The organism is Blautia parvula, assembly GCF_020215665.1.
GTDB lineage: Bacteria > Bacillota > Clostridia > Lachnospirales > Lachnospiraceae > Blautia > Blautia celeris.
On sequence record NZ_CP084061.1, the window covers coordinates 4,879,029 to 4,905,832 of the forward strand.

General features: G+C 52.4%; 29 protein-coding genes and 1 riboswitch. Of the genes, 28 read left to right on the plus strand and 1 reads right to left on the minus strand.

Features of this window, described 5'->3' with window-relative positions:
• Positions 1-50: 50 nt before the first annotated feature.
• The 23 genes from guaA (LC508_RS22315) (at position 51) to LC508_RS22425 (ending at position 20,158) form a co-directional block, all read left to right on the plus strand.
• Positions 51-1,352: a glutamine-hydrolyzing GMP synthase gene (gene guaA, locus LC508_RS22315; protein WP_103731451.1), complete on the plus strand. Its 1,302-nt coding sequence runs from the start codon at positions 51-53 to the stop codon at positions 1,350-1,352.
• A 79-nt stretch (positions 1,353-1,431) separates the two neighbouring features.
• The gene (locus LC508_RS22320) at positions 1,432-2,109 is read left to right on the plus strand and encodes a pentapeptide repeat-containing protein (RefSeq protein ID WP_054350520.1); all 678 of its coding nucleotides are present in this window, start codon (positions 1,432-1,434) and stop codon (positions 2,107-2,109) included.
• Positions 2,110-2,184: 75 nt separating this feature from the next.
• A riboswitch (NiCo riboswitch) is annotated at positions 2,185-2,279 on the plus strand.
• A 114-nt stretch (positions 2,280-2,393) separates the two neighbouring features.
• Positions 2,394-3,296 (plus strand): cation diffusion facilitator family transporter, encoded by a 903-nt coding sequence (locus LC508_RS22325; RefSeq protein WP_033139148.1) that lies wholly within the window; start codon positions 2,394-2,396, stop codon positions 3,294-3,296.
• 165 nt (positions 3,297-3,461) lie between these two features.
• On the plus strand, positions 3,462-5,006 hold the full coding sequence (gene guaA / locus LC508_RS22330; protein ID WP_103731452.1) for a glutamine-hydrolyzing GMP synthase: 1,545 nt from the start codon (positions 3,462-3,464) through the stop codon (positions 5,004-5,006).
• A 337-nt stretch (positions 5,007-5,343) separates the two neighbouring features.
• Positions 5,344-5,937, plus strand: coding sequence for a type IV toxin-antitoxin system AbiEi family antitoxin domain-containing protein (locus LC508_RS22335; protein ID WP_103732812.1), 594 nt, complete (start codon positions 5,344-5,346; stop codon positions 5,935-5,937).
• Positions 5,938-6,837: a nucleotidyl transferase AbiEii/AbiGii toxin family protein gene (locus LC508_RS22340; protein WP_103732811.1), complete on the plus strand. Its 900-nt coding sequence runs from the start codon at positions 5,938-5,940 to the stop codon at positions 6,835-6,837.
• A gap of 111 nt (positions 6,838-6,948) precedes the next feature.
• Positions 6,949-7,326 (plus strand): hypothetical protein, encoded by a 378-nt coding sequence (locus LC508_RS22345; RefSeq protein WP_146051765.1) that lies wholly within the window; start codon positions 6,949-6,951, stop codon positions 7,324-7,326.
• Positions 7,313-8,140, plus strand: coding sequence for a ParA family protein (locus LC508_RS22350; protein ID WP_103732810.1), 828 nt, complete (start codon positions 7,313-7,315; stop codon positions 8,138-8,140). Before LC508_RS22345 ends, LC508_RS22350 begins: the two co-directional genes overlap by 14 nt.
• A complete protein-coding gene (locus LC508_RS22355; RefSeq protein ID WP_225305248.1) occupies positions 8,094-9,017 on the plus strand; it encodes a ParB/RepB/Spo0J family partition protein in 924 nt (307 codons plus the stop codon). The genes LC508_RS22350 and LC508_RS22355 overlap by 47 nt, the downstream gene beginning before the upstream one ends.
• Before the next feature lie 482 nt (positions 9,018-9,499).
• The gene (locus LC508_RS22360; protein WP_103732808.1) at positions 9,500-10,006 is read left to right on the plus strand and encodes a JAB domain-containing protein; all 507 of its coding nucleotides are present in this window, start codon (positions 9,500-9,502) and stop codon (positions 10,004-10,006) included.
• Positions 10,007-10,022: 16 nt separating this feature from the next.
• Positions 10,023-10,988: a DUF3991 and TOPRIM domain-containing protein gene (locus tag LC508_RS22365; RefSeq protein ID WP_118593880.1), complete on the plus strand. Its 966-nt coding sequence runs from the start codon at positions 10,023-10,025 to the stop codon at positions 10,986-10,988.
• Between the two features lie 23 nt (positions 10,989-11,011).
• Positions 11,012-11,938 (plus strand): DUF5688 family protein, encoded by a 927-nt coding sequence (locus tag LC508_RS22370; protein ID WP_146051717.1) that lies wholly within the window; start codon positions 11,012-11,014, stop codon positions 11,936-11,938.
• Positions 11,935-12,126 (plus strand): hypothetical protein, encoded by a 192-nt coding sequence (locus LC508_RS22375; RefSeq protein ID WP_103732280.1) that lies wholly within the window; start codon positions 11,935-11,937, stop codon positions 12,124-12,126. The genes LC508_RS22370 and LC508_RS22375 overlap by 4 nt, the downstream gene beginning before the upstream one ends.
• On the plus strand, positions 12,113-13,027 hold the full coding sequence (locus LC508_RS22380) for a DUF5688 family protein (protein ID WP_103732279.1): 915 nt from the start codon (positions 12,113-12,115) through the stop codon (positions 13,025-13,027). Before LC508_RS22375 ends, LC508_RS22380 begins: the two co-directional genes overlap by 14 nt.
• Complete coding sequence (locus tag LC508_RS22385; RefSeq protein WP_225305249.1) at positions 13,024-13,440, plus strand: DUF3846 domain-containing protein; 417 nt, start codon at positions 13,024-13,026, stop codon at positions 13,438-13,440. The genes LC508_RS22380 and LC508_RS22385 overlap by 4 nt, the downstream gene beginning before the upstream one ends.
• A 123-nt stretch (positions 13,441-13,563) precedes the next feature.
• Positions 13,564-13,671, plus strand: coding sequence for a DUF3789 domain-containing protein (locus LC508_RS22390; protein WP_103732278.1), 108 nt, complete (start codon positions 13,564-13,566; stop codon positions 13,669-13,671).
• Positions 13,668-13,997, plus strand: a complete 330-nt coding sequence (locus LC508_RS22395; protein WP_054350528.1) for a plasmid mobilization protein — start codon at positions 13,668-13,670, stop codon at positions 13,995-13,997. The genes LC508_RS22390 and LC508_RS22395 overlap by 4 nt, the downstream gene beginning before the upstream one ends.
• Positions 13,997-15,448 carry a relaxase/mobilization nuclease domain-containing protein gene (locus LC508_RS22400; protein ID WP_054350529.1) on the plus strand — a complete coding sequence of 484 codons (1,452 nt, stop codon included), beginning with the start codon at positions 13,997-13,999 and terminating at the stop codon, positions 15,446-15,448. Before LC508_RS22395 ends, LC508_RS22400 begins: the two co-directional genes overlap by 1 nt.
• Positions 15,411-16,202 (plus strand): PcfB family protein, encoded by a 792-nt coding sequence (locus LC508_RS22405; RefSeq protein WP_158587260.1) that lies wholly within the window; start codon positions 15,411-15,413, stop codon positions 16,200-16,202. The genes LC508_RS22400 and LC508_RS22405 overlap by 38 nt, the downstream gene beginning before the upstream one ends.
• 5 nt (positions 16,203-16,207) lie before the next feature.
• The gene (locus LC508_RS22410) at positions 16,208-17,110 is read left to right on the plus strand and encodes a hypothetical protein (protein ID WP_103732276.1); all 903 of its coding nucleotides are present in this window, start codon (positions 16,208-16,210) and stop codon (positions 17,108-17,110) included.
• A 30-nt stretch (positions 17,111-17,140) separates the two neighbouring features.
• Positions 17,141-18,970: a VirD4-like conjugal transfer protein, CD1115 family gene (locus LC508_RS22415; RefSeq protein ID WP_103732275.1), complete on the plus strand. Its 1,830-nt coding sequence runs from the start codon at positions 17,141-17,143 to the stop codon at positions 18,968-18,970.
• Between the two features lie 58 nt (positions 18,971-19,028).
• Positions 19,029-19,283 (plus strand): glutamyl-tRNA amidotransferase, encoded by a 255-nt coding sequence (locus LC508_RS22420; RefSeq protein WP_103732282.1) that lies wholly within the window; start codon positions 19,029-19,031, stop codon positions 19,281-19,283.
• 35 nt (positions 19,284-19,318) lie between these two features.
• A complete protein-coding gene (locus LC508_RS22425) occupies positions 19,319-20,158 on the plus strand; it encodes a hypothetical protein (protein WP_103732274.1) in 840 nt (279 codons plus the stop codon).
• Positions 20,159-20,706: 548 nt separating this feature from the next.
• Here the strand turns inward: LC508_RS22425 and LC508_RS22430 are convergent.
• Positions 20,707-21,084: a hypothetical protein gene (locus tag LC508_RS22430; RefSeq protein ID WP_054350534.1), complete on the minus strand. Its 378-nt coding sequence runs from the start codon at positions 21,082-21,084 to the stop codon at positions 20,707-20,709.
• A gap of 106 nt (positions 21,085-21,190) precedes the next feature.
• On the opposite strand from LC508_RS22430, the gene LC508_RS22435 reads away from it, so the two are divergent.
• The 5 genes from LC508_RS22435 (at position 21,191) to LC508_RS22455 (ending at position 26,713) form a co-directional block, all read left to right on the plus strand.
• Positions 21,191-21,565, plus strand: coding sequence for a PrgI family protein (locus LC508_RS22435; RefSeq protein WP_054350535.1), 375 nt, complete (start codon positions 21,191-21,193; stop codon positions 21,563-21,565).
• A complete protein-coding gene (locus tag LC508_RS22440; protein ID WP_103731932.1) occupies positions 21,549-23,867 on the plus strand; it encodes a VirB4-like conjugal transfer ATPase, CD1110 family in 2,319 nt (772 codons plus the stop codon). The genes LC508_RS22435 and LC508_RS22440 overlap by 17 nt, the downstream gene beginning before the upstream one ends.
• A 77-nt stretch (positions 23,868-23,944) precedes the next feature.
• Complete coding sequence (locus LC508_RS22445; RefSeq protein ID WP_103731931.1) at positions 23,945-24,727, plus strand: DUF6674 family protein; 783 nt, start codon at positions 23,945-23,947, stop codon at positions 24,725-24,727.
• 44 nt (positions 24,728-24,771) lie between these two features.
• The gene (locus tag LC508_RS22450; RefSeq protein ID WP_103731930.1) at positions 24,772-25,179 is read left to right on the plus strand and encodes a DUF6075 family protein; all 408 of its coding nucleotides are present in this window, start codon (positions 24,772-24,774) and stop codon (positions 25,177-25,179) included.
• 16 nt (positions 25,180-25,195) lie between these two features.
• Entirely contained in the window at positions 25,196-26,713 is a 1,518-nt protein-coding gene (locus LC508_RS22455; RefSeq protein ID WP_054350537.1) for a lysozyme family protein, read from the plus strand.
• Positions 26,714-26,804 lie beyond the last annotated feature (91 nt).

Genomic DNA, 26,804 nt, shown 5'->3' on the forward strand with positions numbered 1-26,804 from the left:
ATTCATCCGCGGCAGTGTAATATATGAAAATACAAAAGGAGAAAATATCGATGAAACAGGATATGATTGTCATTCTTGACCTGGGAAGCACAGAGAACACCGTACTGGCGAGAGAAATCCGTGCTATGGGTGTTTACAGTGAGATTTATCCCCATGATATTACAAAAGAAGAGCTGGAAAAGCTCCCGAATGTGAAAGGTATTATCATTAACGGCGGGCCAAACCATATAGTTGACGGTGTTCGCATTGATGTAAGACAGGAGATTTATGAAGCTGGCAGTCCGGTAATGGCAATTGACCATGAACCGGCGGCCTGCAGTGAGAAATATCAGGACCTGAGCGAGGAACAGAGGGCTGAGATCCTGAAAAAGTTTGTTTTTGATACCTGTAAAGCGGAAGCAAACTGGAATATGAAAAATTTCGTCGCTGACCAGATCGAGATCGTCAGAGAACAGGTTGGTGATAAAAAAGTTCTTCTGGCATTATCCGGCGGTGTGGACAGTTCTGTAGTTGCAGCACTTCTGATCAAGGCTATTGGCAAACAGCTTACATGTGTCCATGTAAACCACGGCCTTATGCGCAAAGGAGAATCTGAGAGCGTCGTGGAAGTATTCAAAGACCAGATGGATGCGAATCTGGTTTATGTGGATGCCTCTGAGCGTTTCCTGACAAAGCTTGAAAATGTAGATGATCCGGAGCAGAAGCGTAAGATTATTGGTGCTGAATTTATCCGTGTCTTTGAGGAAGAGGCGAGAAAGCTGGAAGGCATTGAGTTCCTGGGACAGGGAACCATCTATCCTGATATTGTTGAGAGCGGAACCAAAACGGCTAAAATGGTGAAATCCCATCACAATGTAGGCGGTCTGCCGGAAGATTTACAGTTTAAGCTGGTAGAGCCTTTGAAACAGTTATTCAAAGATGAAGTGCGCGCATGCGGCATTGAGCTGGGACTTCCGGAAGAGATGGTGTACAGACAGCCGTTCCCGGGTCCGGGACTGGGCGTGAGATGTCTGGGCGCGATTACCAGGGAACGTCTGGAAGCAGTACGTGAATCCGATGCGATCCTTCGTGAAGAATTCAAAAATGCAGGACTGGATAAAAAAGTCTGGCAGTATTTTACAGTGGTTCCTGATTTCAAATCCGTCGGTGTGCGTGACAATGCCAGATGTTTTGAATATCCGGTAATCATCCGTGCAGTCAACACTGTGGATGCCATGACTGCTACCATTGAGGAAGTTGACTGGAAGGTACTTCTGAAGATCACAGACCGTATCATGAAGGAAGTTAAAAACGTAAACCGTGTCTGCTATGATATGAGTCCAAAGCCGAACGCTACGATTGAATGGGAATGATCCAAAACGCTGAGGTCAAATGTGGAGATATTTGTGGTTAAACTTACAAATTAAAACGAAAGAGAAATGTGGGTAAAATATGAACAGTAAAATGTTTCAAGAACCAAAGGCTCCTGTAAAACTGCCGGTCATGGAAGACGTGTCTTCTGTACTGGAAGCTGCGAAGGTTTCTGAGGAAGAAATTACAGGCTGCTGTTTTAAAGGAGTGTTTATCACTAAGTTTGATGGGAAACTGCTTCGTTTCAAAAGGGTAGCTTTTGAAAACTGTAAGTTTATCGGCTGTTTTTTCGATGAGGCCAGTTTCACTGATGTACGTTTTAAAAACTGCGATTTTTCCAACACCAGCCTCACGGATGTCTATTTTAAGAGATGTTCCTTTCAGTCCTGCAAGGCAGTTGGAGCTGATTTTTACGGCAGCCTTATGCGGCATGTGTCATTTCTGGAATGTAATCTTTCAGATATGAATCTGGACGCATCCAGAATGAGCTATGTTAAAATAAAGGACACGAATATGGAAGAGTCAAGCCTGAGCAAATGTGGGCTGGATAACATGGACTTACATCAGGTAAAGTTTGCCGGCACCAGCTTTTTCAAGACTGCGCTCAAGGGCGTGGATATGTCTGACTGTGATATGGACAAAATCATCATATCCGACGGCAAGGAGGAACTGAGAGGTGCTGTGCTCAATATGTCGCAGGCCATAGTCTGCGCAAAGCGGATGGGAATTGTGATCAAAGAATTCGAGACAGAAAACTAAATAAAAAATTAGCATTGACTAATGGGCCTGCTCTGGCATAAAATAACATAAACTTCTTTGCACTGCATTTATACTACAGTACAAACTGAGCAGGCACGGATGCTGGGCATCCGTATAGCCGGGTCACTTTTAGTGACAGCAGATGAGCATAGGGCATCTGTGGGACAGTAGATTACTTTATTGTTCCGCAGGTGCTTTTTAAATGGTTGGAAACAGCCCGGGTATTAAGAAGCAGCAGAGAAAGTTATGCAGTATCAAAGAAACAATACCGGGGAGGATTTAAAATGGAACAGGTAAGGAAAGAATTCGTTACGGATGAAAAGGCAAAGAAAATTGCACTTCATGTATCCGGAGTCAGTGTGGCAGGTAATGTGCTGCTCTCTCTCTTTAAACTGCTTGCAGGTATTATCGGTCATTCCGGTGCTATGATCTCTGATGCGGTACATTCTGCTTCCGATGTATTTGGAACGATCATAGCAGTTCTTGGGATCAGCATTTCCAAAAGAAAATCAGATGCCAACCATCAGTACGGACACGACAGACTGGAGTGTGTGGCTGCCATTGTGCTGGCTGTGATCCTGCTGGCCACGGGGCTTGGAATCGGGATCAGCGGTGTGGAAAAAATCATAAAGGGAAACAGTAAAGGGGCAGCGATACCGGGCGTTATCGCACTTGTGGCAGCTGTCGTTTCCATTGTGTTCAAGGAGTGGATGTATTGGTATACCAGAGCAGCAGCCAAGAAGATCAATTCCGGCGCTTTGATGGCAGAAGCCTGGCATCACCGTTCCGACGCGCTTTCTTCTGTCGGAGCATTTGCCGGTATTTTGGGCGCAAGATTGGGTTATCCTATTTTAGATCCCATTGCCAGTGTGATCATATGTTTATTTATAGGAAAAGCGGCTTATGATATATTTAAGGATGCCATAGATAAGATGGTGGATAAATCCTGTGATGATGAGACTCTGGAACAGATGCGCGGCATTATTTCAAAACAGGCCGGCGTGCTGCATATTGATATGCTGCATACGAGGCTTTTCGGAGCAAAAATGTATGTGGATATTGAAATTTCCGCGGATGGCACGCTTTCCCTTGAGGAAGGACATGAGATAGCCCAGAAGGTACATGATGCCGTCGAAAAGGAGTTTCCGCTGGTAAAACACTGTATGGTTCACGTAAATCCCGTATAAAATACAGTTAAGTAAGGTTCACGAAGAATGCGGCTTTGCAGGGGCGATTTTTGTCAGATATTCTGTTTTTAAGATATGGAAGGGAAAATTTCTTGTAAATTGAAGCGGGATATTTTATAATGAAATCTAGTTTTGAGGAATGCAAAAGAACAGGAGGGCACTTTTTTGAAGAGAGAAACCGTAATTGTACTTGATTTTGGCGGCCAGTATAACCAGTTGATAGCAAGACGTGTTCGGGAATGCAATGTATACTGTGAGATCTATTCTTACAAGACAGATATTGAGAAAATAAAAGAAATCCAGCCTAAGGGAATTATTTTTACCGGAGGTCCTAACAGCGTGTATCTGGAGGATTCTCCCACATATACAAAAGAAATCTTTGAGCTGGGAATTCCGGTTCTGGGAATCTGTTATGGTGCGCAGCTTATGATGCATCTGTTAGGCGGTCAGGTAGGCACAGCGCCTGTCAGGGAATATGGAAAGATCGAGGTTACGGTGGAACAGTCTTCCAAGATGTTTGAGAACGTGTCCGAGAAGACAATTTGCTGGATGAGTCACAATGACTATATTGCGAAAGAAGCACCGGGATTTGAGATCATTGCCCATACATCGGACTGTCCGGTTGCAGCAGTGCAGAATCCGGAAAAGAACCTGTACGCGGTTCAGTTCCATCCGGAAGTGCTGCATACACAGGAAGGGAAGAAAATGCTTTCCAATTTTGTTTATAATGTGTGTCAATGCTCCGGTGACTGGAAGATGGACTCCTTTGTGGAGGAGAGCATCAATGCCATCCGTCAGAAGGTTGGAGACGGCAAAGTGCTGTGCGCGCTTTCCGGCGGTGTGGACTCTTCTGTTGCAGCGGTTATGCTGTCAAAGGCAGTTGGAAATCAGCTTACCTGTGTGTTTGTGGACCATGGTCTTTTAAGGAAGAATGAGGGCGATGAGGTTGAGGCAGTATTCGGACCGGAAGGCTCTTATAACCTGAATTTCATCAGAGTAAATGCGCAGGAACGTTTTTATGAGAGATTAAAAGGTGTGGAAGAGCCGGAAGATAAGCGGAAAATTATCGGTGAAGAGTTTATCCGTGTATTTGAGGAAGAGGCGAAGAAGATTGGTGCGGTTGATTTTCTGGTGCAGGGAACGATTTATCCGGATGTTGTGGAGAGCGGAGTGGGCGGAGAGTCCACTGTGATCAAATCTCACCATAATGTGGGCGGCCTGCCGGATTACGTTGATTTTAAGGAGATTATCGAGCCGCTCCGTGACCTGTTTAAAGATGAGGTGCGCAAGGCCGGTCTTGAACTGGGGATTCCGGAGTATCTGGTGTTCCGCCAGCCGTTTCCGGGCCCGGGTCTTGGTATCAGGATCATTGGAGAGGTAACTGCGGAAAAAGTGGAAATGGTGCAGGAGGCTGATGCCATCTGGCGTGAGGAAATCGCCAATGCAGGACTGGATAAGGAGATTGGACAGTATTTCGCAGCATTGACGAATATGAAATCTGTGGGCGTTATGGGGGATGAGAGAACCTATGACTATGCAGTGGCGCTGAGAGCGGTTACTACTACGGACTTCATGACAGCTGAGAGTGCAGAGATTCCCTGGGATGTGATTGGGAAGGCGACAAGCAGGATTGTGAATGAAGTGAAGCATATTAACAGGGTTATGTATGATTGTACGGGGAAACCGCCGGCTACGATTGAATTCGAATAGTAAACAGAAAGCCGTGAGGCCGCATAAACAGCGGGTTTCACGGCTTTAACTATAGGTCGTGGTACTATTTTGGTACTATTATAATAATCAGAATATTTAGTGCTTTATTTTGTGAATAAAGAAATCATTTTTTATTGTATCATTTCTATAAATATTATAGAGATCACTATCAAGAGGCTGGAGCGTTTGTTCTTAAAGGAACAGGCGCTTTTTTAGTAGATATTTAAGGAGAGGTTTGGAATGGAAGGAATAAACAGCAGTTAAATCGAACGATATCAATGCTTTACATGCAAACTATAATACTTTATTATAAGTTGTATGAAAGTAAGGTGATGAAATGACAAAGAAAGAAATGCTGGAACAGCTCTCAAAAGAAAAGAAAGGGATCCTGAGGACAGCAGATGCCCAGGTATTAGGGATCTCCAGGCCCTACTTTTTGGAATTTATCCAAAAGCACGGATATGAAAAGATGGCCCACGGCATCTATCTGTCCCCGGATGCTTGGGAGGATGGGATGTATATCCTGCAGTCTAGATGTCCGCATGTTGTTTTTTCCCACGAGTCTGCTCTATACCTTTTGGGGCTGACAGACCGGGAACCTATGCAGCATACGGTGACTGTAAAAAGCGGCTATAAAACGACAAATCTAAAGGAAGAGGGGGTGATCGTCCACATCGTAAAAAAAGAAAGATATCCGATCGGCATCACAGAGATCGAGACGCCCATGGGCCACATGGTGCGTACTTATAACGCGGAGCGTTCGATCTGTGATATTCTGCGCAGCCGCAGTCAGGTGGAGATCCAGGACAGGCAGACCGCCCTGAAAGAGTATGCCCGCAGCCGGAAGAAGGATATCCCTCTGCTCCTGGAGTACGCAGAGGAGTTCAAAGTCGATAAGATCTTAAAGATATATCTGGAGGTGTTATTATAAGTGATCCACACATCAAGACAATTAAAAGCGCTGGTCCGTAACCGTTCCCATGGGGACAGCACGAAGGCGCAGCTGCTCATACGAAGTTATATCATGGAACGTTTTCTGGAAAGGATCTCCCTGTCGCCGTACAGGGAGAAATTTATTTTAAAAGGCGGAATGCTCATATCCTCCATGGTAGGGGTAGATTACCGTTCCACCATGGATATGGACACTACAGTCCGGAACATGCCCCTGTCTGCAGACCATATGGAAAAGATCATAAAGGATATCATCCGGATTCCCATCGAGGACGGCGTCACGTTTGGGATCAAAAAGATAACAGAGATCATGGAAGAAGAGGAATACGGGGGCATCCGCCTGCATCTGGAAGCTGTCCTGGATACCATGAAGATCCCCTTAAAACTGGATGTTTCCACTGGTGATATCATTACGCCGAAGGAGATCACGTATCAATACTGGCTGATGTTTGAGGAACGGACCATCCCGGTCCTGGCCTATAACCTGGAGACGGTATTAGCTGAAAAGCTCGAGACCGTGCTGAGAAGGGGGACGGCCAACACCAGGCTCAGGGATTTTTATGACCTGTTCCTTTTGCAGAAAGAGTACAGTAGCAGCCTCATCCTCCCGGATCTGAAACAGGCTTTTACAGAGACCTGCCGGCAGAGGGAGACAGGAGCAGAAAAAGGGATGGATGTCCTGAACAGGATCCGGGCAGACCCGGGCATGGAGCGGCTGTGGGAAAACTACAGGCGGAAGTTTGAGTATGCAGAAGGCATATCCTGGGATGAGGTCATGGGAACCGTAGAAATGCTGTATCAGATGACAGCAGAAAAAAAGGAGGAAAAGAGCTTTGAAAAGAAAGAAAGCCCATATAGGGCGAAAGACAGGGATCTATAAGAGAAGGAACTATAGTATGGGAGATACCATATAGAAGCTGGCCGCACATAAAAAATGCAGTCAGCTTTTTTTATGCCCGGGATCCGATATCACGGAAAGGAGTTGGTCCCCATGGAGAGGGAAGAAGCATGTTCTGCATCCCATGCCGCACACAGCAGCATTTTGGCCATTGCCGGGGCATATACCGGTCCGCTGCTGGAACACCTGTATGGGAAGGGACAGAAGACATGTGACATGGAAGATATATATGAAGCTTTGAACGCACTGTATGAGACCAACCGGGTGGAGGAGGCTATGGGCCTTATCCGCGGACTGTTTGCCATAGGGGAGATGGACTATCCCTATCCTCTGGAGGCCTTAGAAAGGTTCAGATCCGCGCGTGAGGCTTTTGTTTCCGAGTTTTTGGCCGGCTTCCAACGGAAGATCACAGAGAGAAGGAAAAGAGAGAAGTGTACAGGAAAGGAAGGAGGCAGATATGCCGCAGAGTAAAGTGATCGCGGTCATCAACCAGAAGGGCGGCGTGGGGAAGACCACGACTACCCTAAACTTGGGGGCCGGGCTTGTACGGGAGGGAAAGCGGGTGCTCTTGGTGGATGCGGACCCTCAGGGGGATCTGACCACATCCCTTGGCTGGCAGGACGGGGACCGCCTGGAGGCGACCCTTGGGACCCGGATGGGAAAGGCCATCGAGGATGTGCCGGTACCGCCGGAGGAGGGCATCCTCCATCATGAAGAGGGGATGGATCTGCTTCCGGCTAACCTGGAGCTGTCGGGAATGGAGCTGACACTGGTATCGGTCATGAGCCGTGAACGTGTCATGCGCAGCTGCCTGGAGCCATTAAGGGACAGGTATGACTACATCCTGATCGACGGGATGCCGAGCCTTGGGATGCTGACCATCAATGCACTGGCGGCAGCGGACAGTGTCATCATCCCGGTACAGTCCCAGTACCTTCCGGCGAAGGCCATGACTCAGCTGATCAAGACCGTGAACCGGGTAAAAAGAGGGATCAATCCGGGCCTGCGGATAGAAGGCGTGCTCCTCACACTGGTGGATCACAGGACAAACCTGGCGAAGACAACAGCAGAAGCACTCCGGAATGGATATGGGGATAAGCTGAAGATATATAGGACCGAGATACCGATCGCGGTGTCCGCAGCGGAAGCCACGACCGTGGGGCAGAGCATTTTTTCCTATGATGGGAAAAGCACGGTTGCCGCGGCATATGAGGCTTTGACAAAGGAGGTGCTTAAGGATGGCGAAAGGCAGCGGCATCCGGTTCACCCTGCCATCGAGCGATGAGCTCTTTAAGACAGAGGAGGCCCGGGAGGAGGAGAAGCTTGAGAAGGTCGTGAACCTTCCCCTCCAAGCGATCTCCGATTTCCCCGGCCATCCTTTTAAGGTGCGGGACGATAAGGAAATGCAGGACCTGGCAGACAGTGTCAGGGACTTTGGCGTCCTCGTCCCTGCCCTGGTACGGCCGAAGGGGGACGGCTATGAGATGATCGCAGGGCACCGCCGCAAGCGAGCAGTGGAGCTTTCCGGCCGTTCAGAGATCCCCTGCATCATCCGGGATTTTACAGAGGAAGAAGCCACGATCATCATGGTGGATTCCAACCTGCAGAGGGAGCATATCCTGCCGTCTGAGAAAGCGCTTGCTTATAAGATGAAATTGGAGGCTATGAAAAGACAAGGTCAGCGAAATGATTTAACTTCGGACCCAGTGGGACCGAAGTTTCGTTCTAATGAGGAATTAGCTAAAAAATCGGAAGAGAGTGTGACTCAGATTAAACGCTATATCCGCCTTACAGAACTGATCCAGCCCATCATGGATATGGTGGACGATGGAAAGATCGTTTTTCGGCCGGCGGTAGAGCTTTCCTATATCCCAAAGGATCTGCAGGAGACACTTTTGGATGCGATGGAATGTGAGGACTGCACCCCGTCCCTTGCCCAGGCGCTCAAGATGAAGAGCTTTGCAAAAGAAGGGCGCCTGAGTGAGGATGTCATCTTTTCCATCCTGCAGGAAGAGAAACCAAACCAGATAGAACAGTTCAAGATACCGAAAAAGCGCCTGAGCAAATATTTTCCTGAAGGGACGTCCGCAAAAAAGATGGAAGATACGATCTTAAAAGCGCTGGAGCAGTATCTGAAACGGCAGAGGAGCATGGAGCGGTGAAGGTACGCCAAGGGGGGAGTCTATCCCGTCTCCCTATGGCAGGCCGCGTCCGGTTTTCCCCTCTCCACACCTCACCCCTTTCGTTACCAGCTATACCAGCTCAAAGAAAAAAATATGGCTTCCGGAACGTAGTGGTAAGGGATAGGGCTGGATGGAAGCGGGGATATGGAAAGAGACCTTGACAGTTTGTATGTTTTTTATGTTTGAATGGCGTGGTCACAAAGAAAGGAGGGCTGTATATGACACTGAAACTGGGGATCACAGTGCTGTTAGTGGTATTTATCGCAGGGGCTGTCATCTGGCTGAACCTGCGGCACAGAAAGAAATGAAGGCCGGCAGGATCATGACCGGCAAAAAGGAGGGATGCGCCGTGAAGGAGCAGGAAGAAAGGAAGGAGACAGATCTGCAGGGGCTGCGGGAACTGGTCCGCCAGCTTGAGGACGGGCAGATGCTCACCGTGAGCCTGGGAGAGGAGGAGGACGATGCATGAGCTGGAAGTGGTGAAGATCCGTCTGGTAAAGGGTACCTCCCTGTATAGTGACAAAGAGCTGAACTCCCCTGAGGCTGTCATGGAGCTGATCGCCGGGGAGATGGCCTTATATGACCGGGAAGTCCTGTGCATCCTGAACCTGAAAACAGATGGGACACCCATCAATCTGAACATCGTGAGCGTAGGCACCGTCAATCAGGCCATGGTCATCCCGGGGGATGTGTTCAAGAGCAGCATCCTGTCAAACGCGGACCACATCATCGCGGTGCATAACCATCCGAGCGGGAAGATCCTCCCGTCTAGATCGGATCTTTATATCACCCAGAGGCTGCGGCTTGGCGGGGAGCTCATGGGCATCCCGTTATCTGATCATATCATCATCGGGGGAGGCAGCGGGCAGATGTTCAGTTTCCGGGAGCATGGCCTCCTGCAGGCGGATCCAAAAGAGATGGAACAGTTCTTCCGGTCAATGAAAAAAGAGGCATGCCGGGAGCGGTGAACAGGAGGTGAGAGAAATGGGGTATATCCCGCCCGAAATGGTTGAAAAGGCAAGACGGATGGACCTTCTGACGTATCTGCAGACCTTCGAGCCCGGAGAGCTGGTCCATGTCTCCGGAAACACGTATGCGACGGCCACCCACGACAGCCTTAGGATCAGCAACGGCAAATGGTGCTGGTTCAGCCGCGGCATCGGCGGACGTTCCGCTTTAGATTACCTTGTAAAGGTGAAGGGGTGTTCCTTTCTGGAAGCTGTAGAGACACTGAGCGGCATCCCATGTCCGGAGACACGGCCGGTCCATAAAAAAGAACCTGCCCCCAAAAGGCTTCTGCTGCCCGAAAGAGCGGAGCACGCAGACCGGGTCATCGAATACCTTAAGAGGCGCGGGATCTGCCGGGAGGTACTGGAGTTCTGCCTGGAAACGGGCAGGCTTTATGAGAACAGGAACGGCCACAGCGCGGTCTTTGTGGGAATGGATAAGGAGGGGAGGCCGAGATATGCCGCCATCCGGGGCATGGGCGAAACTGGATACAAAGGGGATGCCTCCGGCAGCGATAAGCACTTTTCCTTCAGCATCCCGGGAAAATGCGGGACGCTCCAGGTCTTTGAGGGGGCGGTGGATGTGCTGTCCTATGCCACCCTGCGGATCCTGGATGAGAAGGACTGGAGGCAGGAGCACCTGCTTTCCCTTGGGGGCGTGTATGTCTCCAAAAGACCTATGGAACAAAGAAAACTCCCTGCGGCGCTGAAACAGTACCTGCAGGACCATCCGGAGATCCGGACCGTGATCACGAACCTGGATGATGACAGGGCGGGGCGGGAGGCAGCTCTGGCCATCGAAAGGCTCCTGCCGGAGAAGTACCGGGTGTCCCTGCGCCTCCCGTTGTATGGGAAGGATGTCAATGACACCTTATGCCACAGGCTGGGGCTTCCGATCGTCCGGACGGTGCAGAAGGGAAAGAAAAGAGAAGAAGAAAGATGACAGAAGGAAGGGAGGGGGAATGTATGGAGAAATGGGGGTACAGGGAATACAGGCAATGGATCCTGTCCGAGATGCGGATGTATTATCCACCCAATGAAGGCTTTGCCGTTTATACCCAGTGGATAGAAAAGAACAACATATCCCTGGAGGCGCTCATCATCCGGCATGTGACGGAACAGGAGGTGCCAGTCTTTTATCTGAAAGACTTTTATGGAGCGTACCGGGGCGGAGTGCCGCTGCAGGGGACTGCCATGCATATCTGCCGTCTGTATGAATGCCGCAGGCAGCTGCGGGCACCCTTTGGAGAGCTCAGTGACTTTGGGGCGGTGAAGGACAAGCTGCGCATACACCTGGTGGAAAAGGAGGGGAACCAGAGATATCTGGAGGAGGGTCCGTACCGGATCCTCACTTTAGGAGCCGCCATTGTGACAGCAGAGGTGCTGGACACACCAGATGGGAAGTTCTGCGCCCGGGTGACGGAGGAGCTGTTAAGAGGATACGGCATCTCTGATGACCGGTTGTTTGAGACCGCCATGGAAGAGACATGCAGGCAGGAACCGGCCTGTTTTTTTCCTTATGAAAGGGCAGGGAACGCCCTGGGGGAAGCACTCAAAGAGGATCTGGGAGCCGAGCCGTATCTGTACGTCCTGACGAACCGGTCGGGACAGTTCGGGGCTGCGGCTGCTTTATATCCGGGAGTCCTTTCGGAGGCCGGAGAGGTCCTGGGGGAGGATTTTTATCTCCTCCCGTCCAGTGTCCATGAGCTGCTGGCCATACCGAAATCTGAGGGGCTGAAACCGACATATCTGCGGAAGATCCTGCAGGAGGTGAACGCGGAAAGGACAGCGCCGGAGGAACAGCTCGGGAGCGAGGTCTTTGTCTATCAGAGAAGAGAGGAGCGGATCGCACCGTGCATAGGAAAGATGAGAGAACGGGAGGAGAACAGATGAAGGAAAACGACAGAAAAGGAGCAGAAGAAAGGGTACATGGAAAGCCATATACAGAGTGGGAGCCGAAAACGGACGCATACAAGAGGCTGAAGGCCTATTGGGAGAAGGCTGCCGGACTGGCGGAAAAAAAGACAGGACAGGGTGCCGGAGAGCTCAGGGAAAAGGAGGCGGGGCATGATGGAACATGATATCTTTTATTTTCAGGAACAGCTTTTAGCCGGGTTAAGGGAATACCTTCCCGCGGATGCCGGATATGTATACCGGATGGAGACAGTGGAAAAGAACAGGGAGACAAGGCATGCCCTGGTCATCGGGAAAAAGACAGACAGCATCATCCCGACCATATATATGGAAGGGTATTTTCAGGCGTATGAGAACGGGTATCCCTTATCCAGCATCTGCAGGGATATCTGCCAGGACATCCTCACAAGGGAGCCGCCCCGGCTGGATATGGGGAAGGTGCAGGACTATGAGCAGATAAAGGAGAACCTGCGCCTGCGCCTGGTGAGCCGGGAGGATAACCGAAAGTACCTGGAACAGGGGCCGTACCGGATGGATACCATAGGGGCCATGGTGGTGTACGCAGACCTGGATGAGAGCCTGATGGGCCAGGAGATGGGCATGCGGATCACACATAGGCTGCTGCAGGGGTACGGGGTCACAGAAGGCCAGCTCTTTGACGAGGCCATGACCCAGACACGGATGCACTGCCCGTTCACCCTGCAGTCCATGGACAGCCTGATCGAGGAGATGACGGGGATGCGGGGGCCCGGCGGCTGTGACATGCACATCCTGACAAACCGGGATAAGTTCTATGGCGCGTCCGTATCCCTGTATCCGGATACGCTCCCGAAGGTGCGGGAGATGCTGGGGGAGGATTTCTATGTCCTGCCTTCCAGCGTCCACGAACTGATCCTCTTACGTAAGTCCGGGCAGCATACTCCTTATGACCTGCGCGCCATGGTACGCCAAGTGAACCGGGAGCAGGTGGCGCCGGAGGAACAGCTGTCCAATGAGGTGTTTGAATACCGGGGAAAGGAAAGGCAGCTCCTGCCGTGCAGGATAAAAGAAAGGGAGAGGGAGCGTTGAGTGACAAAGGAGATACGATCCGCGTCCTGCTCGTGAGGCCAGGGAAAGCGCCGGAGGTCATGGAGATGGAGAACAGCCTGTCCGGGATGCAACGCGCGGTGGAAGGAAATATCGAGATGCTCCTGCCTTTTGAGGAGGAAGTGGCCCTTGTCTGTAATGAGGAGGGAAAACTGGACGGGCTGCCCTTGAACCGGGGCATCCGGGACCGGGAAGGGTGTCTGCTGGATATCGTGGCCGGGAACTTCTTTTTGTGCCGGGCCCCGAGGGACAGCAGTGCGTTTGAGAGCCTGACAGAAGGGCAGATAAAAAGATACAGGGAGATGTTCCGGTATCCGGAGATGTTCTTACAGATGGGACGGGAGATCTTCCCGATAAAGATAAAAGAACAGGAGACCGGCAGGGACAGCAGGTAAAAGAGCCGCAGAGGGACGGGGGCGTACATCATACCAGCAAGCATCGTGTTTGTGATACCACAAACACCGTTTACCAGGGGAGCGCCCCTGGGACCCTCTGCTATCAGGAAAGGAGGCAGCCGTATGGCAGGTTTTATGGTGGGGTTTCTCATCGGCACCCTGTTCGGGGTGTCCATCATGTGTCTGGTACAGATCAACCGGTATCATGGAAAGGACGGGGAAGGGACATGAGAAAACGGAACGTCCACATCCAGTTCTGGCTGGACCGGAAAGAAGCAGAACATCTGCAGAAGCTCGTAAAGAGGAGCGGCCTTGGCAGGGAGACGTATCTCCGGCAGCTGATAAGAGGCGTGGTCCCCAGGGACGCACCGCCGCCAGACTATCATGCCATGATGCGGGAGCTGTACCGGATCGGGAACAACCTGGACCAGATCGCGGCGAAGGCCCACACCCTGCAGGTGATGGATGTGCAGCGCTATGACGAGGCAGTGAAGGAGTTCCGTGACGCTGTCCGCACCATCACAGAAGCCGTGGTCCTGCCGGAAAAGAGGAAGTGATGGCAACTACATCTTTATGGAGCGTAAAAGGGTGGCTGGGGAAGGTGGTCATCTATGTGGAGGATCCAAAGAAGACAGAAAACCCTGCCTTTTACGGGGATGACAGGCTTACCGGACAGCAGGAGCAGAGCCTTGAGGATGTCATCTCCTACGCGGTCAATGAAAGAAAGACAACCGATACCGGGGAGACGGCATGCAGGGCCAGGGAGGGAGGAGCCGTAAAACAACGCTTTGTATCCGGCATCAACTGCTCGCCGCTGACCGCAAGGGAGGAGATGATGGCGGTGAAGAAACGGTTCGGGAAGGATAACGGGGTCATGGCCTACCATGGGTACCAGTCCTTTGCCCCGGGAGAAGCAACGCCGGAGGCCGCCCATGAGATCGGCGTCCGCCTGGCAGAGCGGCTGTGGGGAGACCGGTATCAGGTGCTGGTCGCCACCCATCTGGATAAGGAGAGCCACCTGCACAACCATTTCGTGGTGAACAGCGTATCCTTCCTGGACGGCCTGCGGTATTACCGCAGTGAAAAAGATTACTATGCCATGCGCAGGGAGTCGGACCGGTTATGCCTTGAATACGGCTTGTCCGTCCTGCTCCCGGATGCAGCGCGGGGACGTCCCAGACAGTATGGGGAATGGAGGGCTGAAAAAGAGGAGAGGCCGACCTTTAGAGGGCTCATACGGTCGGATGTGGATGAGGCCGTCCATATGTCCAGGACAGAGCAGCAGTTCTTTCAGTATCTGCGGCAGAAAGGATACGACATCAAGTTTGGCAGTGACATCACGGTACGCCCGCCGGGAAAGGAGCGGGGGATGAAGCTGGCCCGGAACTTTGGCCCGGAGTACACCCGGGAGGCCATCTGCCGGCGTATCCTGGAGCATCCGGTAAGAAAACAGAGAGGGCCGGTACTAAGCAGCAGACAGGGAGCACGGCATGCCCGGCTTTTGGGAGACCGGAAGAAGGCGAAACACACCGGCGGCCTTCGCGGGCTGTACCTGTATTACTGTTACTGCTTAGGCACCCTGAACACCCGGGAGCGGCCGGGCATGTCTGAAAGGGCGCGTTTCCTTCTGCGAGAGGATCTCATGAAGATGGAGCAGATCTCCAGGGAGACCCGGTTTTTGTGCACCAGCCGTATCGACACGGCGGAAGCGCTGGCGGCCTGCAGAAAAGACCTGGAGATCCAGATGGGGGAGCTTAGTAAGGCGCGTAGGCATCTGCGGAGCAGGAACCGGAGGGAGTCGGATGACGGGAAGAGAGAGGAGCGTAAAGAAGAGATCCGGGAGATGACCAGAAGGATCCGGAAACTCAGGGGAGAGCTGACGCTTTGTGACGGGATCGCCAGGCGCTCCGGCATCCTGAAAGAGACACTGGGGATCCTGCATGAGGAAGAACAAAAGGAGGGAAAGGAACATGAACACAGGGGGAGAGGCGGCCGAGCAGGTCGTTAGGATGTCCCTGGAGACAGGGGAGGTGGCACTGAAGATCACCGGGCAGGCGGCAAAGCATCTGGCGGTCATGCTGTATGCGGTCCTAAAGGACCAGAAAAGGACAAAAGGCCGGGTACGCTTGGAATCCCTGTGCCGGAACAGCCGTGAAGTGAAGGTCTTCACTGTCAGAAAGGAGGACGTGGGGACCTTTGTGCGGAGGGCAAGGGACTACGGGCTTCTTTACTGCGCAGTCCGGGGACAGAAGGACGGGATGGTGGACTTCATGGTGCGCCTGGAGGACGCCTCCAAGGCGGACCGCATCGTGGAGCGGTTCCGGCTGGCGTCTGTGGAAGAGAAGGATGTGAAGCTGGAAGTGGAGCATCCAAAGAGGAAACGGGGCAGGGAAAGCCGGGAGCAGAGAGGGGCAGCCCGCAAAGATAAGATCTCAAAAGCAGAGACGGAGCCAGAGACCGGGGAGGACGCTCTGCTGGAGGAGCTGCTTGGAGGACAGGAGGAGAGAAAAAAGGACCCTTTGAGAGCGGGGGCGGAAAAGCCCCGTCCGTCCGCGCCTATCTCAGGGACGCCAAAAAAAGAAGGGGATATCTCTAAAGAGCAGGAACAAAAGCGCCCCTCTGTAAAGAGACAGCTGCAGGAGATACAAAAGGAAAGGCAGGCATCAAAAGAGGGCAGCCGGATGAGACAGGCAGAGAGGAACAGCGCCGCCCACAACCAGCCGGGGAGACGAAAAAAGGACAGGGGCCAGAGAGTGAGGTAAGGGAAATGGAAGATCTTGACGCATTATTGAACACCGGTGCAGTGCCGCAGGATGAACGGACAGCCGACTTCATCGCGGAGAGCCGGGCAAACCGGAGCTTCTGCTATGAAACGGCAGAACGCGGAGCCCTGCGGGTGGCAGAAGACCCGGAGGCATTTAAGGCTTATCTGGATGTACAGAGCCGTTTCCTGCGGTATACGCCCAATAACGTGCTCCTGATACTGGAGCAGAAGCCGGAGGCAAGGAAACTGGGGAACATGGCCTACTGGAGGGATAAGAACACTTTTGTGAAACGGGCAGAGAGGAGCCGGCCCGTCTTCCTCCTGGAACCGGGGAAGGAATACCGGAGGGAGGACAACACCATCGGTCAGTATTACAATGCCAGGAAGCTGTATGACATCTCCCAGACCACGCTTGCGCCGTCAGAATGGGGACTGGGGAAAACGTATGGGGACAGGCAGCGGATACAGGCGCTCATCAGCCGGACCCCGGCAGCCATCCATACCGTGGAAAAGGAGCCTGAAGGTGCGGTGTTCGTGCCAAAAGAGCATAGTATCCTTGTACAGAAGGGCATGGGGGCAGAAGCCGTATTCCGGTGCCTTTCCAGGGAGCTGGCCCATGCAGAATTTGCAAACGGAGAGGAGGGATACGACCGGGAGTGCTGCGGGTTTCAGGCGGAATGTGTCTCTTATATCCTATGTAAGAGATACGGCGTGGAACCGGAAGGACCAAAAGACTTTGGTAAGGCACAAGCTCTTCTCGCGGGTCTTAGCCCTCAAAAGATCAAACAGGAGCTGGCCGTGATCCGGGATGCGGCGGGGAAGATAGCGGAACGCATGGAAAAAAGCCTGTCCGAACAGAAACGGAGACAGAAGGGCCAGACGGACAGACAGCAGGAAGGGCGCTGAGGCAGTGGGACAGAGAAAGGAAGAGCAGATATGAGAAAGGATAAGGGTCAGGGTGTGCTCCTTGCAGCCCTGGGGATACTGCCGGTGCTGTGGTTCTCACTCCTTGCGGCACCTCATCTTAAGGGCGGGCTGTCCGGGATCCTAGCGGGATTGACCACAGCATTAGAGCATCCGGCCCAGATAAGATGGGTGGAACAGAGTCCGAAGACCGCGGTCTGTTTTCTGGGAGCCTATCTCATGGGCATTGGCATCTATCTGAGCACCCGCCGGAACTACCGGAAAGGGGAGGAGCACGGCTCGGCCAGATGGGGGAGCGCCCGGGCCATGGACCGGCGATACGCGGACAGGCAGAAAGAGAAGAACCGCATCATGACCCAGCACGTGTCCATCAGCTACAACAGCTATCGGCATAAACGCAACCTGCTGACCATGGTGGTGGGCGGGAGCGGTTCCGGAAAGACCCGGTATTACTGCCTGCCGAACCTGATGCAGGCCAACACCTCTTTTGTGGTGCTGGACCCCAAAGGGGAGAACACCAGGGCGACCGGGAACCTCATGAAAGCAAAAGGATATGAAATCCGGGTGCTGGACCTCATCAATATGGAGCGGTCACACTGCTATAACCCGTTTTGCTACCTGCGGACAGACCAGGATGTACAGCGGCTGGTCACAAACCTGTTCAAGGCCACCACACCCAAAGGGAGCCAGTCCAATGACCCCTTCTGGGACACTGCGGCCAGCATGCTCTTATCTGCCCTGATCTTTTATCTCTGGTATGAGGCACCGCCCCGGGAGCAGAACTTCCCCATGGTCATGGAGATGCTGCGGGCAGGGGAGGTGCGGGAGGATGATGACAGTTACCAGTCTCCTCTTGATGAGCTCTTTTCCAGGCTGGAGATGAAGGATCCGGAGCACATCGCAGTGAAATACTATAAGGACTACCATTCCGGTTCGGCCAAGACCCTGAAATCCATCCAGATCACCCTGGCGGCCAGGCTGGAGAAGTTCAACATCCCAAGCGTTGCGGGGCTGACCGCCACGGATGAGCTGGACCTGCAGCTCTTAGGGGAGAAGAAGATGGTCTTATATGCCATCATCCCGGACAACGACACCTCCTACAATTTCCTCGTGAGCATCCTGTACACCCAGCTCTTCCAGCAGCTGTTCTACCGGGCGGACTACGTGTACGGGGGAAAGCTGAAGGTGCCGGTCCACTTTTTGATGGATGAGTTCTGCAACGTCTCCCTGCCGGATGACTATACCAAGATACTGAGCGTCATGCGCTCCCGTGATGTGTCCGTCTCCATGCTGATCCAGAACGTGTCCGCTCTAAAGGCACTGTTTGAAAAAGACTGGGAGAGCGTCATCGGCTGCTGTGACGAATTTTTATACCTGGGGAGCAATGAGACGGCGGCCCATAAGCTCATCAGCGAGTCGTTTCTGGGGAAGCAGACCATCGACATGAACACCTATGGGAAGTCCACCGGGCACTCCGGCAGCTACTCGACCAACTATCAGATCACAGGCAGGGAGCTGATGACGCAGGATGAGCTGCGGATGCTGGACAACCGGTATGCCCTTCTCTTTATCCGGGGGGAGCGCCCGGTCATGGACCTGAAATATGACATCCTGAAGCATCCAAACGTGGATCTTACCACAAATGGGAAGGGAAAGCCGTACCGGCACGGGGAAGTGAAGAAAGCTTCGGCCAGCATCACCTTTGACGGCTGGCTCTTAGATACTACGGATCTTGATCTCTATGAGGAGGAGGCAGGGCAGTATGAACTTTTGAGTGAGGAGGAACTGGAACTTTTACTGGAGAAAACAGAGGAGGAGAAAGAACATGGACAAGAAGGATAGGAAAAGGAGGTACCCGGACCTCAGGAGACGATGGGTCATCCTTTTCTTTGCGGCAGTGATGCTGAGCGTCATCCCGGGAGCTGTGCCGGTGCTGGCATCCAATGACCCGTTACAGGTAGTGAACAATTTGAGTGATTTCATCTTCGGACTCATCCGTGCCATCGGGATGATCCTTCTGGGACTCGGTATCATGCAGATCGGGCTGGCCTTAAAGTCCCATGACCCGTCCCAGAGGGCGAACGGGTTCTTAACAATGGCAGGCGGTGTCATCATCACCTTTACCAAAGAGATCCTGGAGCTGATCACCGGGTAAGGGGATGACAAGAAGAGAGGAAAGGAGGCGGAGGGATGGAAACAGACAGCTGGATCGTCCAGAACCTGCAGAACGCCCTGAACACCTGGAACCATAAGCTGGCGGAGATCTGGACCATCATCACCCAGACACCGGAGGAATTCCGGGGCGGGAGGATCTGGACGGTCATACGTGACATACACGGGGCACTGCAGGCCATAGGCTATGCGCTGCTGGTCCTGTTCTTTGTTGTAGGTGTTGTCAAGACCTGCGGGAGCTTTGCGGAGGTCAAGAAACCAGAGCATGCACTGAAGCTCTTCATCCGTTTCGCCCTGGCAAAAGGGGCCGTGACCTACGGCATGGAGCTTATGACGGCCCTGTTCCGGATCACCCAGGGGATCGCAGGCTCCATCATGGCCTCTGCGGGATTTTCAGACCCATCGGAGACACTGCTCCCGGACAGCATCGTGGAGGCGGTGGAGGACTGCGGTTTCTTAGATAAGATCCCTTTGTGGGCGGTGACACTCTTAGGGAGCCTGTTCATCACGGTCTTATCGTTCATCATGATCTTGAGCGTATACGGCAGGTTCTTCCGGCTCTATATGTACACAGCCATCGGGCCGGTCCCTCTTGCCGCCTTTGCCGGGGAGCCGTCCCAGAACGTGGGGAAGAGCTTCTTAAAAGGGTACGCAGCCGTATGTCTGGAAGGGGCAGTCATCGTGCTGGGATGCATCATCTTTTCCATCTTTGTGGAGAGCCCGCCGGTGGTGGACAGTGATGCGGCTGCAGTGACACAGGTGTGGTCGTATGTGGGGGAATTGATCTTTGACATGCTGGTGCTCGTGGGTGCCATCAAGATGTCAGACCGGGTCGTGCGGGAGATGATGGGACTGTAGAGAGATCTGGTTCTGGATATCAGAAGTTACCGGATATCCTGTCAGCGGATAAAAAAGTGGGAATGATGAAAAACGTAATGGATGGATATGGATCGCTGCCAAAAGGTAATGTGCGGAATCCACACGCTGCGATCCGGGTTTTAAACCTATCGAGTTCGATAGGTTAAAAAAAGGCCGGAGATAATGCCTTTACATTGATACTACAGTAATGAAAAGGCAGCGAAGCCAATAGGGAGCATATCAAAATCAGAAACATGTGGAGAACTTATGCTCATTTCAAAGGAGGACGCATGGGAAAACCAAGGGGGCGGTCTGCCGGGAATGCGGAGAGGTATCTATTTATCTTGAAGACCCGGAAAGATTAAAAGGAATTGAGACATAAAAGGTTATATGAGAGAACTATTACAAGAAAAAAATGAAGAGAACACCAGATAACGCCCGGTCATCTGGTGTTTCGCATCTTCACCATATAGGATCAGAACTATGGTTTTGTAAAAGATAGAAGCAGGTCTCCTGCCTTTTTTCTATGTAGAAATTTAAGTTTGCTGTCAGATAACAGGCGTGTCATCATCGCAATAGCGCATATCACCATTGCCGTCAATGTAAACATCCGACATGCTGACACCCATCTGTCTGGCCCTGCCGATCTGCCAGGCGATATCTTCTTCCATGGCCCGGGCGCGCCGTCTGTCCTTTATGGCTTCGGCAAGGGAGGAAAACCAGCTGAGGATGGTGATCAGAACGAGCAGGCCTAAGATCCCCAGTGCCAGCATCTCATGGGCGGAGGCCCAGCGGTTCAGGACCGTAGAGATCGCGAGGAAATAGAGCAGGGGAATGGTCAGGCGCAGTTTTCCGGCGGCTTTAAAAGCAATGGAAAGCAGTAACATCAAACAGGTGATACCAAGAGACACAAGTGCGTACATCATAAGATCCCCTCCAATCAGATGTGTTTTTTCTTTTAGTATAAAGGAAGGCAGAGACCGGCGCAACTGTATCAGGACGGTATTGAAAAAATAGGATAGGAGAAGAACAGTGGAAGTAAAGATCAATAAGGAGATACGGGAATACACAGAGAACATGTTTTTTGGACTGTCCATGCGGCAGTTCTTTTTTTCTGTCCTGGCCTGCGGGGCAGCGATCAGTCTATACTTTTTTGCAAAGCAGTATCTATCAGATGAAGCGGTGAGCTGGATCTGCATCCTGGGGGCTCTGCCCTTTGTGTTCTTAGGGTTCTTCCGATACAACGGGATGACAGCGGAACAGTTCCTCTGGGCCTTTATAAAGTCAGAACTTTTGACCCCCAAGATCCTGGTGTTCCGTTCCGAAAATCTATACTATGAAGCACTGAAGCCCATGCGGAAGGCAAAAGAAAAGGAGGAGAGGAAGAAACATGATCAAGACGCTTAGGCAGGCAGTCCTGCAGGAAAAAGAGCGCTTCCGGATACCCCGGAGTGTCCAGCATCTGATACCCGCAGAACGGATCTGGCCGGATGGGATCTTCCTGTGCGGCAGGAAATACACTATGATGTACCGGTTCACGGATATCAACTATGCGGTGGCAGGAAAAGAGGATAAGAAGTCCATGTTCTTTGCCTGGTCGGATATCTTAAACTCCCTGGACTGCGGCGCCGCGGCGAAGCTCACGGTCTTTAACCGCAGGATAAACCATAAGGAGTTTGCTAAACGCATCCTGCTCCCCATGCGTGGGGACGCGCTGGATGGATACCGGGAGGAGATGAACCAGATCTTATCTGACAAGGTGCGGGGCGCAAATGGAGTCGTACAGGAAAAATATATCACTATCTCTGTCTGCCGGAAGGACATCCAGGAGGCACGGAACTATTTTGCCAGGACGGGCACAGACCTGGCGGGCAGGTTTGCACAGCTGGGATCCCAGTGCCTCCCTCTGGATGCGGCGGAGCGTCTCCGGATCTTGTATGATTTCTACCGGGCCGGGGAGAAGGAGGATTTTTCCTTTGATATGAGGACAGCCATGAAAAGAGGCCAGAGCTTCAAGGACTGCATCTGCCCGGAATCCTTTGAGCATGGGAGCGACTACTTCAAACTGGGCGCACGCTATGGAAGGGTGCTGTTTTTAAGGGACTATGCCAACTATATCAAGGACGAGCTGATGAACAAGCTGTCAGAGGTGAGCAGGAACCTGATGATGAGCATGGACATCATCAGTGTGCCCACGGACGAGGCGGTGAAGGAGGTGGAGAACCGGCTCTTAGGGGTGGAGACCAATATCACCAACTGGCAGCGCAGGCAGAACGCCAGCAATAACTTTTCCGCCATCATCCCCTACGACATGGAGCTGCAGAGGAAGGAATCCAAGGATTTTTTGAACGACCTGACCGTCCGGGATCAGCGGATGTTCTTCGGGGTCCTGACCCTTGTGCTGACCGCCGATACCAGGGAAGAGTTAGAAAGAGACACTGAGTCCATCCTGGCACTGGGCCGGACAAATATGTGCCAGTTCGCGATACTTCGGGAACAGCAGATAGAGGGGCTTAATACAGTGCTCCCTTACGGGATACGGAAGATCCACGCCCTGCGGACCCTGAACACAGAGAGCCTGGCTGTCTTCATGCCGTTCAATACCCAGGAGATCATGCAGGAGCGGGGCCTTTACTGCGGTGTCAACCCCATGTCCCACAACCTGATCCTTTTGGACCGGGGGAAACTGATGAACCCTTCCTGCTTTATCCTGGGCGTACCGGGGAGCGGAAAGTCCTTCCGGGCAAAACTGTTCATCATCCTGGTGGTGCTGGCCACAACAAAAGACCAGATCCTCATCTATGACCCGGAAGGGGAGTATGAGGCCCTGGTAGAAGCACTTGGAGGCGTGAGCCTGCCCATCGCTGCGGGAAGCTCCGTGAATCTGAACGCCATGGACATGGTGGCAGGGTACGGGGAAAAGAACCCGGTCATCGACAAATCCCAGTTCATCCTGTCTCTGTATGAAAGGATCAGCAAAGGTGAGCATGTGGGGCCCAGGGAAAAGAGCATCTTAGATCGCTGTGTGGAACAGGTATATAAGCAGAAGGAAAAATACGGCATCCTTCCGTCTCTGCCAGAGCTGCGCAAGATCCTGCTCCAGCAGCCGGAACAGCAGGCAAGGGACCTTGCCCTGATGCTGGAGCTGTTCACAGAAGGGTCTTTGAACATCTTTTCCCAGCCGACGAACATCAATCTGAAGAACCGCATCATCTCCTTCAATACCAGGGATATGGGGGAAGAATTGAAAGAACTGGGCCAGCTGGTCATCACGGACCATATGATCAACCGGGTGACCGTCAACTGGGAGCAGGGCATCCGGACCCACATCTTCCTGGACGAGTTCCACACCCTCCTGCAGCAGGAGTACAGCGCGAATTTCTTCGACAGTGCTTACAGGCGGTTCCGGAAGCGTGATGCCTGGCTGACCAGTATGACCCAGAACGTGGAATATATCCTGGACTCTGTAAAGACCAGGACCATGCTGTCAAACTCAGAGTTCATCGTCATGTTCAACCAGTCCGAACCGGACAGGAAGGAACTGGCAAAGCTTTTGCATATCTCAGAACAGCAGCTGGCTTTTGTGACGAACGCACAGGCCGGGAACGGCCTTCTGCGGGTAGGGCATTCCCTGATCCCGTTCGTGAGTGACTTCCCAAAGGACAGCAGCCTGTATGGACTGATGAGCACAAGCCCAAGGGAGGACTAAAGGTCAAAAGAAAGAAGATCGACAAATGAAAAAAGACAGGAGAGAGTGAGAGCTGACAGAAAGGGAGGATGAGGAAGATGGACACTATGCTGCAGGTACCGATCGGGGAAAATGGGCATCTGAAGGAATTCTTTGAGATGTGCAGACAGGGAGGTCTGTCAAAAGAAGGGCAGGAGATCGAACAGCTCCTGCTCGTCCTGGAAAACATGGAAAAGCAGTATGAGGCAGTGACAAGGGAGCTGCAGGAGGTAAAGGGAGAACTATCCAAAGTCAAAAACGGAAGTGTGAAAGGAAAGGCCCTGTCACTGATCCGGCAGACAGAGTCCTATGTGGAGGAGGGAAAGGAGCAGGCGGTGGCCATCAAAGGCCGGATATTAGCCAGCATCGAGAGAGCAGTAGAGCACGCAAAAGATACAGGGACTCTCTTGATAGCCCAGGCCATTGACCTGACGCGGATACCCATTGCACTCAAACGTCTGCAGATCCGACTGGAACGGTCAGTGGAAGGGACGAGGCAGGCCGGAGAACGGTTACAGCTCATAAAGAAGGAATTTACCTTTGCCAGGACCCATCTGAAAAATATAGGAAGGGCTGTAAGACATGAGGAGCTCCTGCAGCCTATAACATCGGAAGATAAGGGACGGATGACCGGTGCGGAACGGACGCTGAAGGGGATCGAGGAAAAGTTCTCTGCCATGGAGAAAAAGACAGGGCAGGCACTGGATAAACTCTGCACATTCAAAGAGCATCTGGGGAGACCGGAGGGAGGCAGGGATTCTGTAAAAGGGACCCTCAGAGAGATAAAACGGGAAAAAGAAACCCCGGACAAACGGGAGACTAAGGAAATGACGAGAGAGTAGAGCAGGCTTGAGGGGCCTGTTCTTTTTCGTGAAAGGAGGAACACATGGAAAAGATACGATTTGCAAGCAGGGAGCATGAGGCATTTTATGAGCAGATGCTTAAGAGATGCGGGAACCGGGATTGTTATCATCAGGCATTTTTTTATTGCCTGGGGATCGCAGCAGAGACAAGAGAGAATGTGGAGTCCCTGTTTGATCTTGACGAGGACTGCATCCGGTTTGAAGGCATGGAACAGGGATGGCAGACCAGCGGGAGCCGGCGCCTCTGCCGTCTGGCTTATAATCTCTGGAACGGGTATATAGAGGAAGGAGCGGAGCGTATGTCAACACCTTATGGGCTGTTTGACTGCAGCTATTCTCCTTATTTTATGGAGGCTGTCCGTATCCGGTATCCAGAATATTTCCGGGGAGACAGGACTTTGGCAGAGCTGCGGGAGAAACAGGGACGATAGAGAGAAGGAGAGGAGCATGGCGGATATAAGGACCAGAGAAAAAGTAAAGGATGTCCGGACCATCGACCGCCTGCAGGCAGCCACCCATCATGCAAAAGAGGGGTATGTACGCACAAAAGAACAGATGGCGGAGGAGGTCTCCGGCAGGGAATCCTCCCCTTCGGGATATGCCACGGATCAAATGGAAAGGGAAGTGGAAAGAGGTACGGAAACCGCTGTCCGAGAAGGAGCCAGAAGGGGCATGGCGGCCGTTTCTCTGACCTGGAAAAAAGTCCGGGATATGAAGGAGAGAAGGGAGGAGAAAACGGATACCAGTACGGATGGGACAGATGAAAAAAATAATGAATTTTTACCAAAGGAAACAGGGACAGATGCTTCTTCGGATATACCATTTGAAAGAGAGCAGGCAGGATGGGAGAGGTCGAGCCCAGCTAGGAGTAGCGGACATGACGAACAGGGGTCGGATACAGATCTCAGACAGAGGCAGTCAGCAGGACGTAACAGGATACAGGAAAGGACGGAGTCCGCCCGAAAGATCAGACAGTGGGATGAAGCGGAGGGAACAAAAGGCTGGAACAAAGGAGATGAGACCGGTCTCCTGCTTGATCAGGACGCAGAGACCGGAAAAGAGGGAAGGGAAAAGATCCTTTTTGGAAAAACAGGGGATGGAAAGAATGGATACAGAGACAGCAGGCTGTCAGGTATGAGGGAAGAGTCGTCCCTAAAACGGCAGGATGTCGTTGCCAAAAGGGACAGCTGGGTCCGTACAAAGGAACAGACGGGAAGAGATATCAAGGAACCTGCCCATGCGGCGGGGAACTGGAACCGGCCTTCCTTTAAACATATCTGGGGAGGCGGCAGGACAGTGAAGACGGGCGAGATCAGGGAAGGCATCCAGGCATCAGCCTGGGCGCTGCCGGACCATGCCGCTTTCAGGCAGAAGGCCTGGGCCGTGCAGTCCTATCAGGCTGCCGTCCGGAAGGGGGTACAGACAGCAGGAAAAAATACCCTTACCATCTCAAAGGGCATAGCTGCTGGGCTTCGGAAGACTGCGGCATCAGCCAAGGCGCTGGCAGAAGGAACAAAGGCCCTGGGCGGCCTGCTGTGGCCTGCCTGTAGTACCGCTGTCCTTATCATTCTGTTCATTGCTCTGTTCGGAGGCTTTTTTCTGACATCTGCAGGAAATGACCCGGAGGGGAATGGACAGACCGTAAGTCAGGAGATCATCGCCTACACACCTGTCATCACACAATATGCCCGGCAGTACGGCATCCCCCAGTTCGTCACAGCCATACAGGCCATGATGATGCAGGAGAGCGGCGGACAGGGGACAGACCCCATGCAGAGTTCCGAGTGTCCCTTTAACACACGATTCCCGAATTCCCCGGGAGCCATCACAGAGCCGGAATATTCCATCCAGGTGGGCATCCAGTATTTTGCTTCCTGCCTGCAGGAGGCTGCCTGTGAGAGTCCTATGGACATGGACCGGCTGAGCCTGGCGTGGCAGGGCTATAACTGTGTGAAACGTTCCTAGCTGAAAAGGCTAGGCAGACAGCAAGTGCTGTTTAGAACTATTACTTTGAGAAATCAAATGAGTGGGTAACGCCACAAAGGGTTTCCTCTAA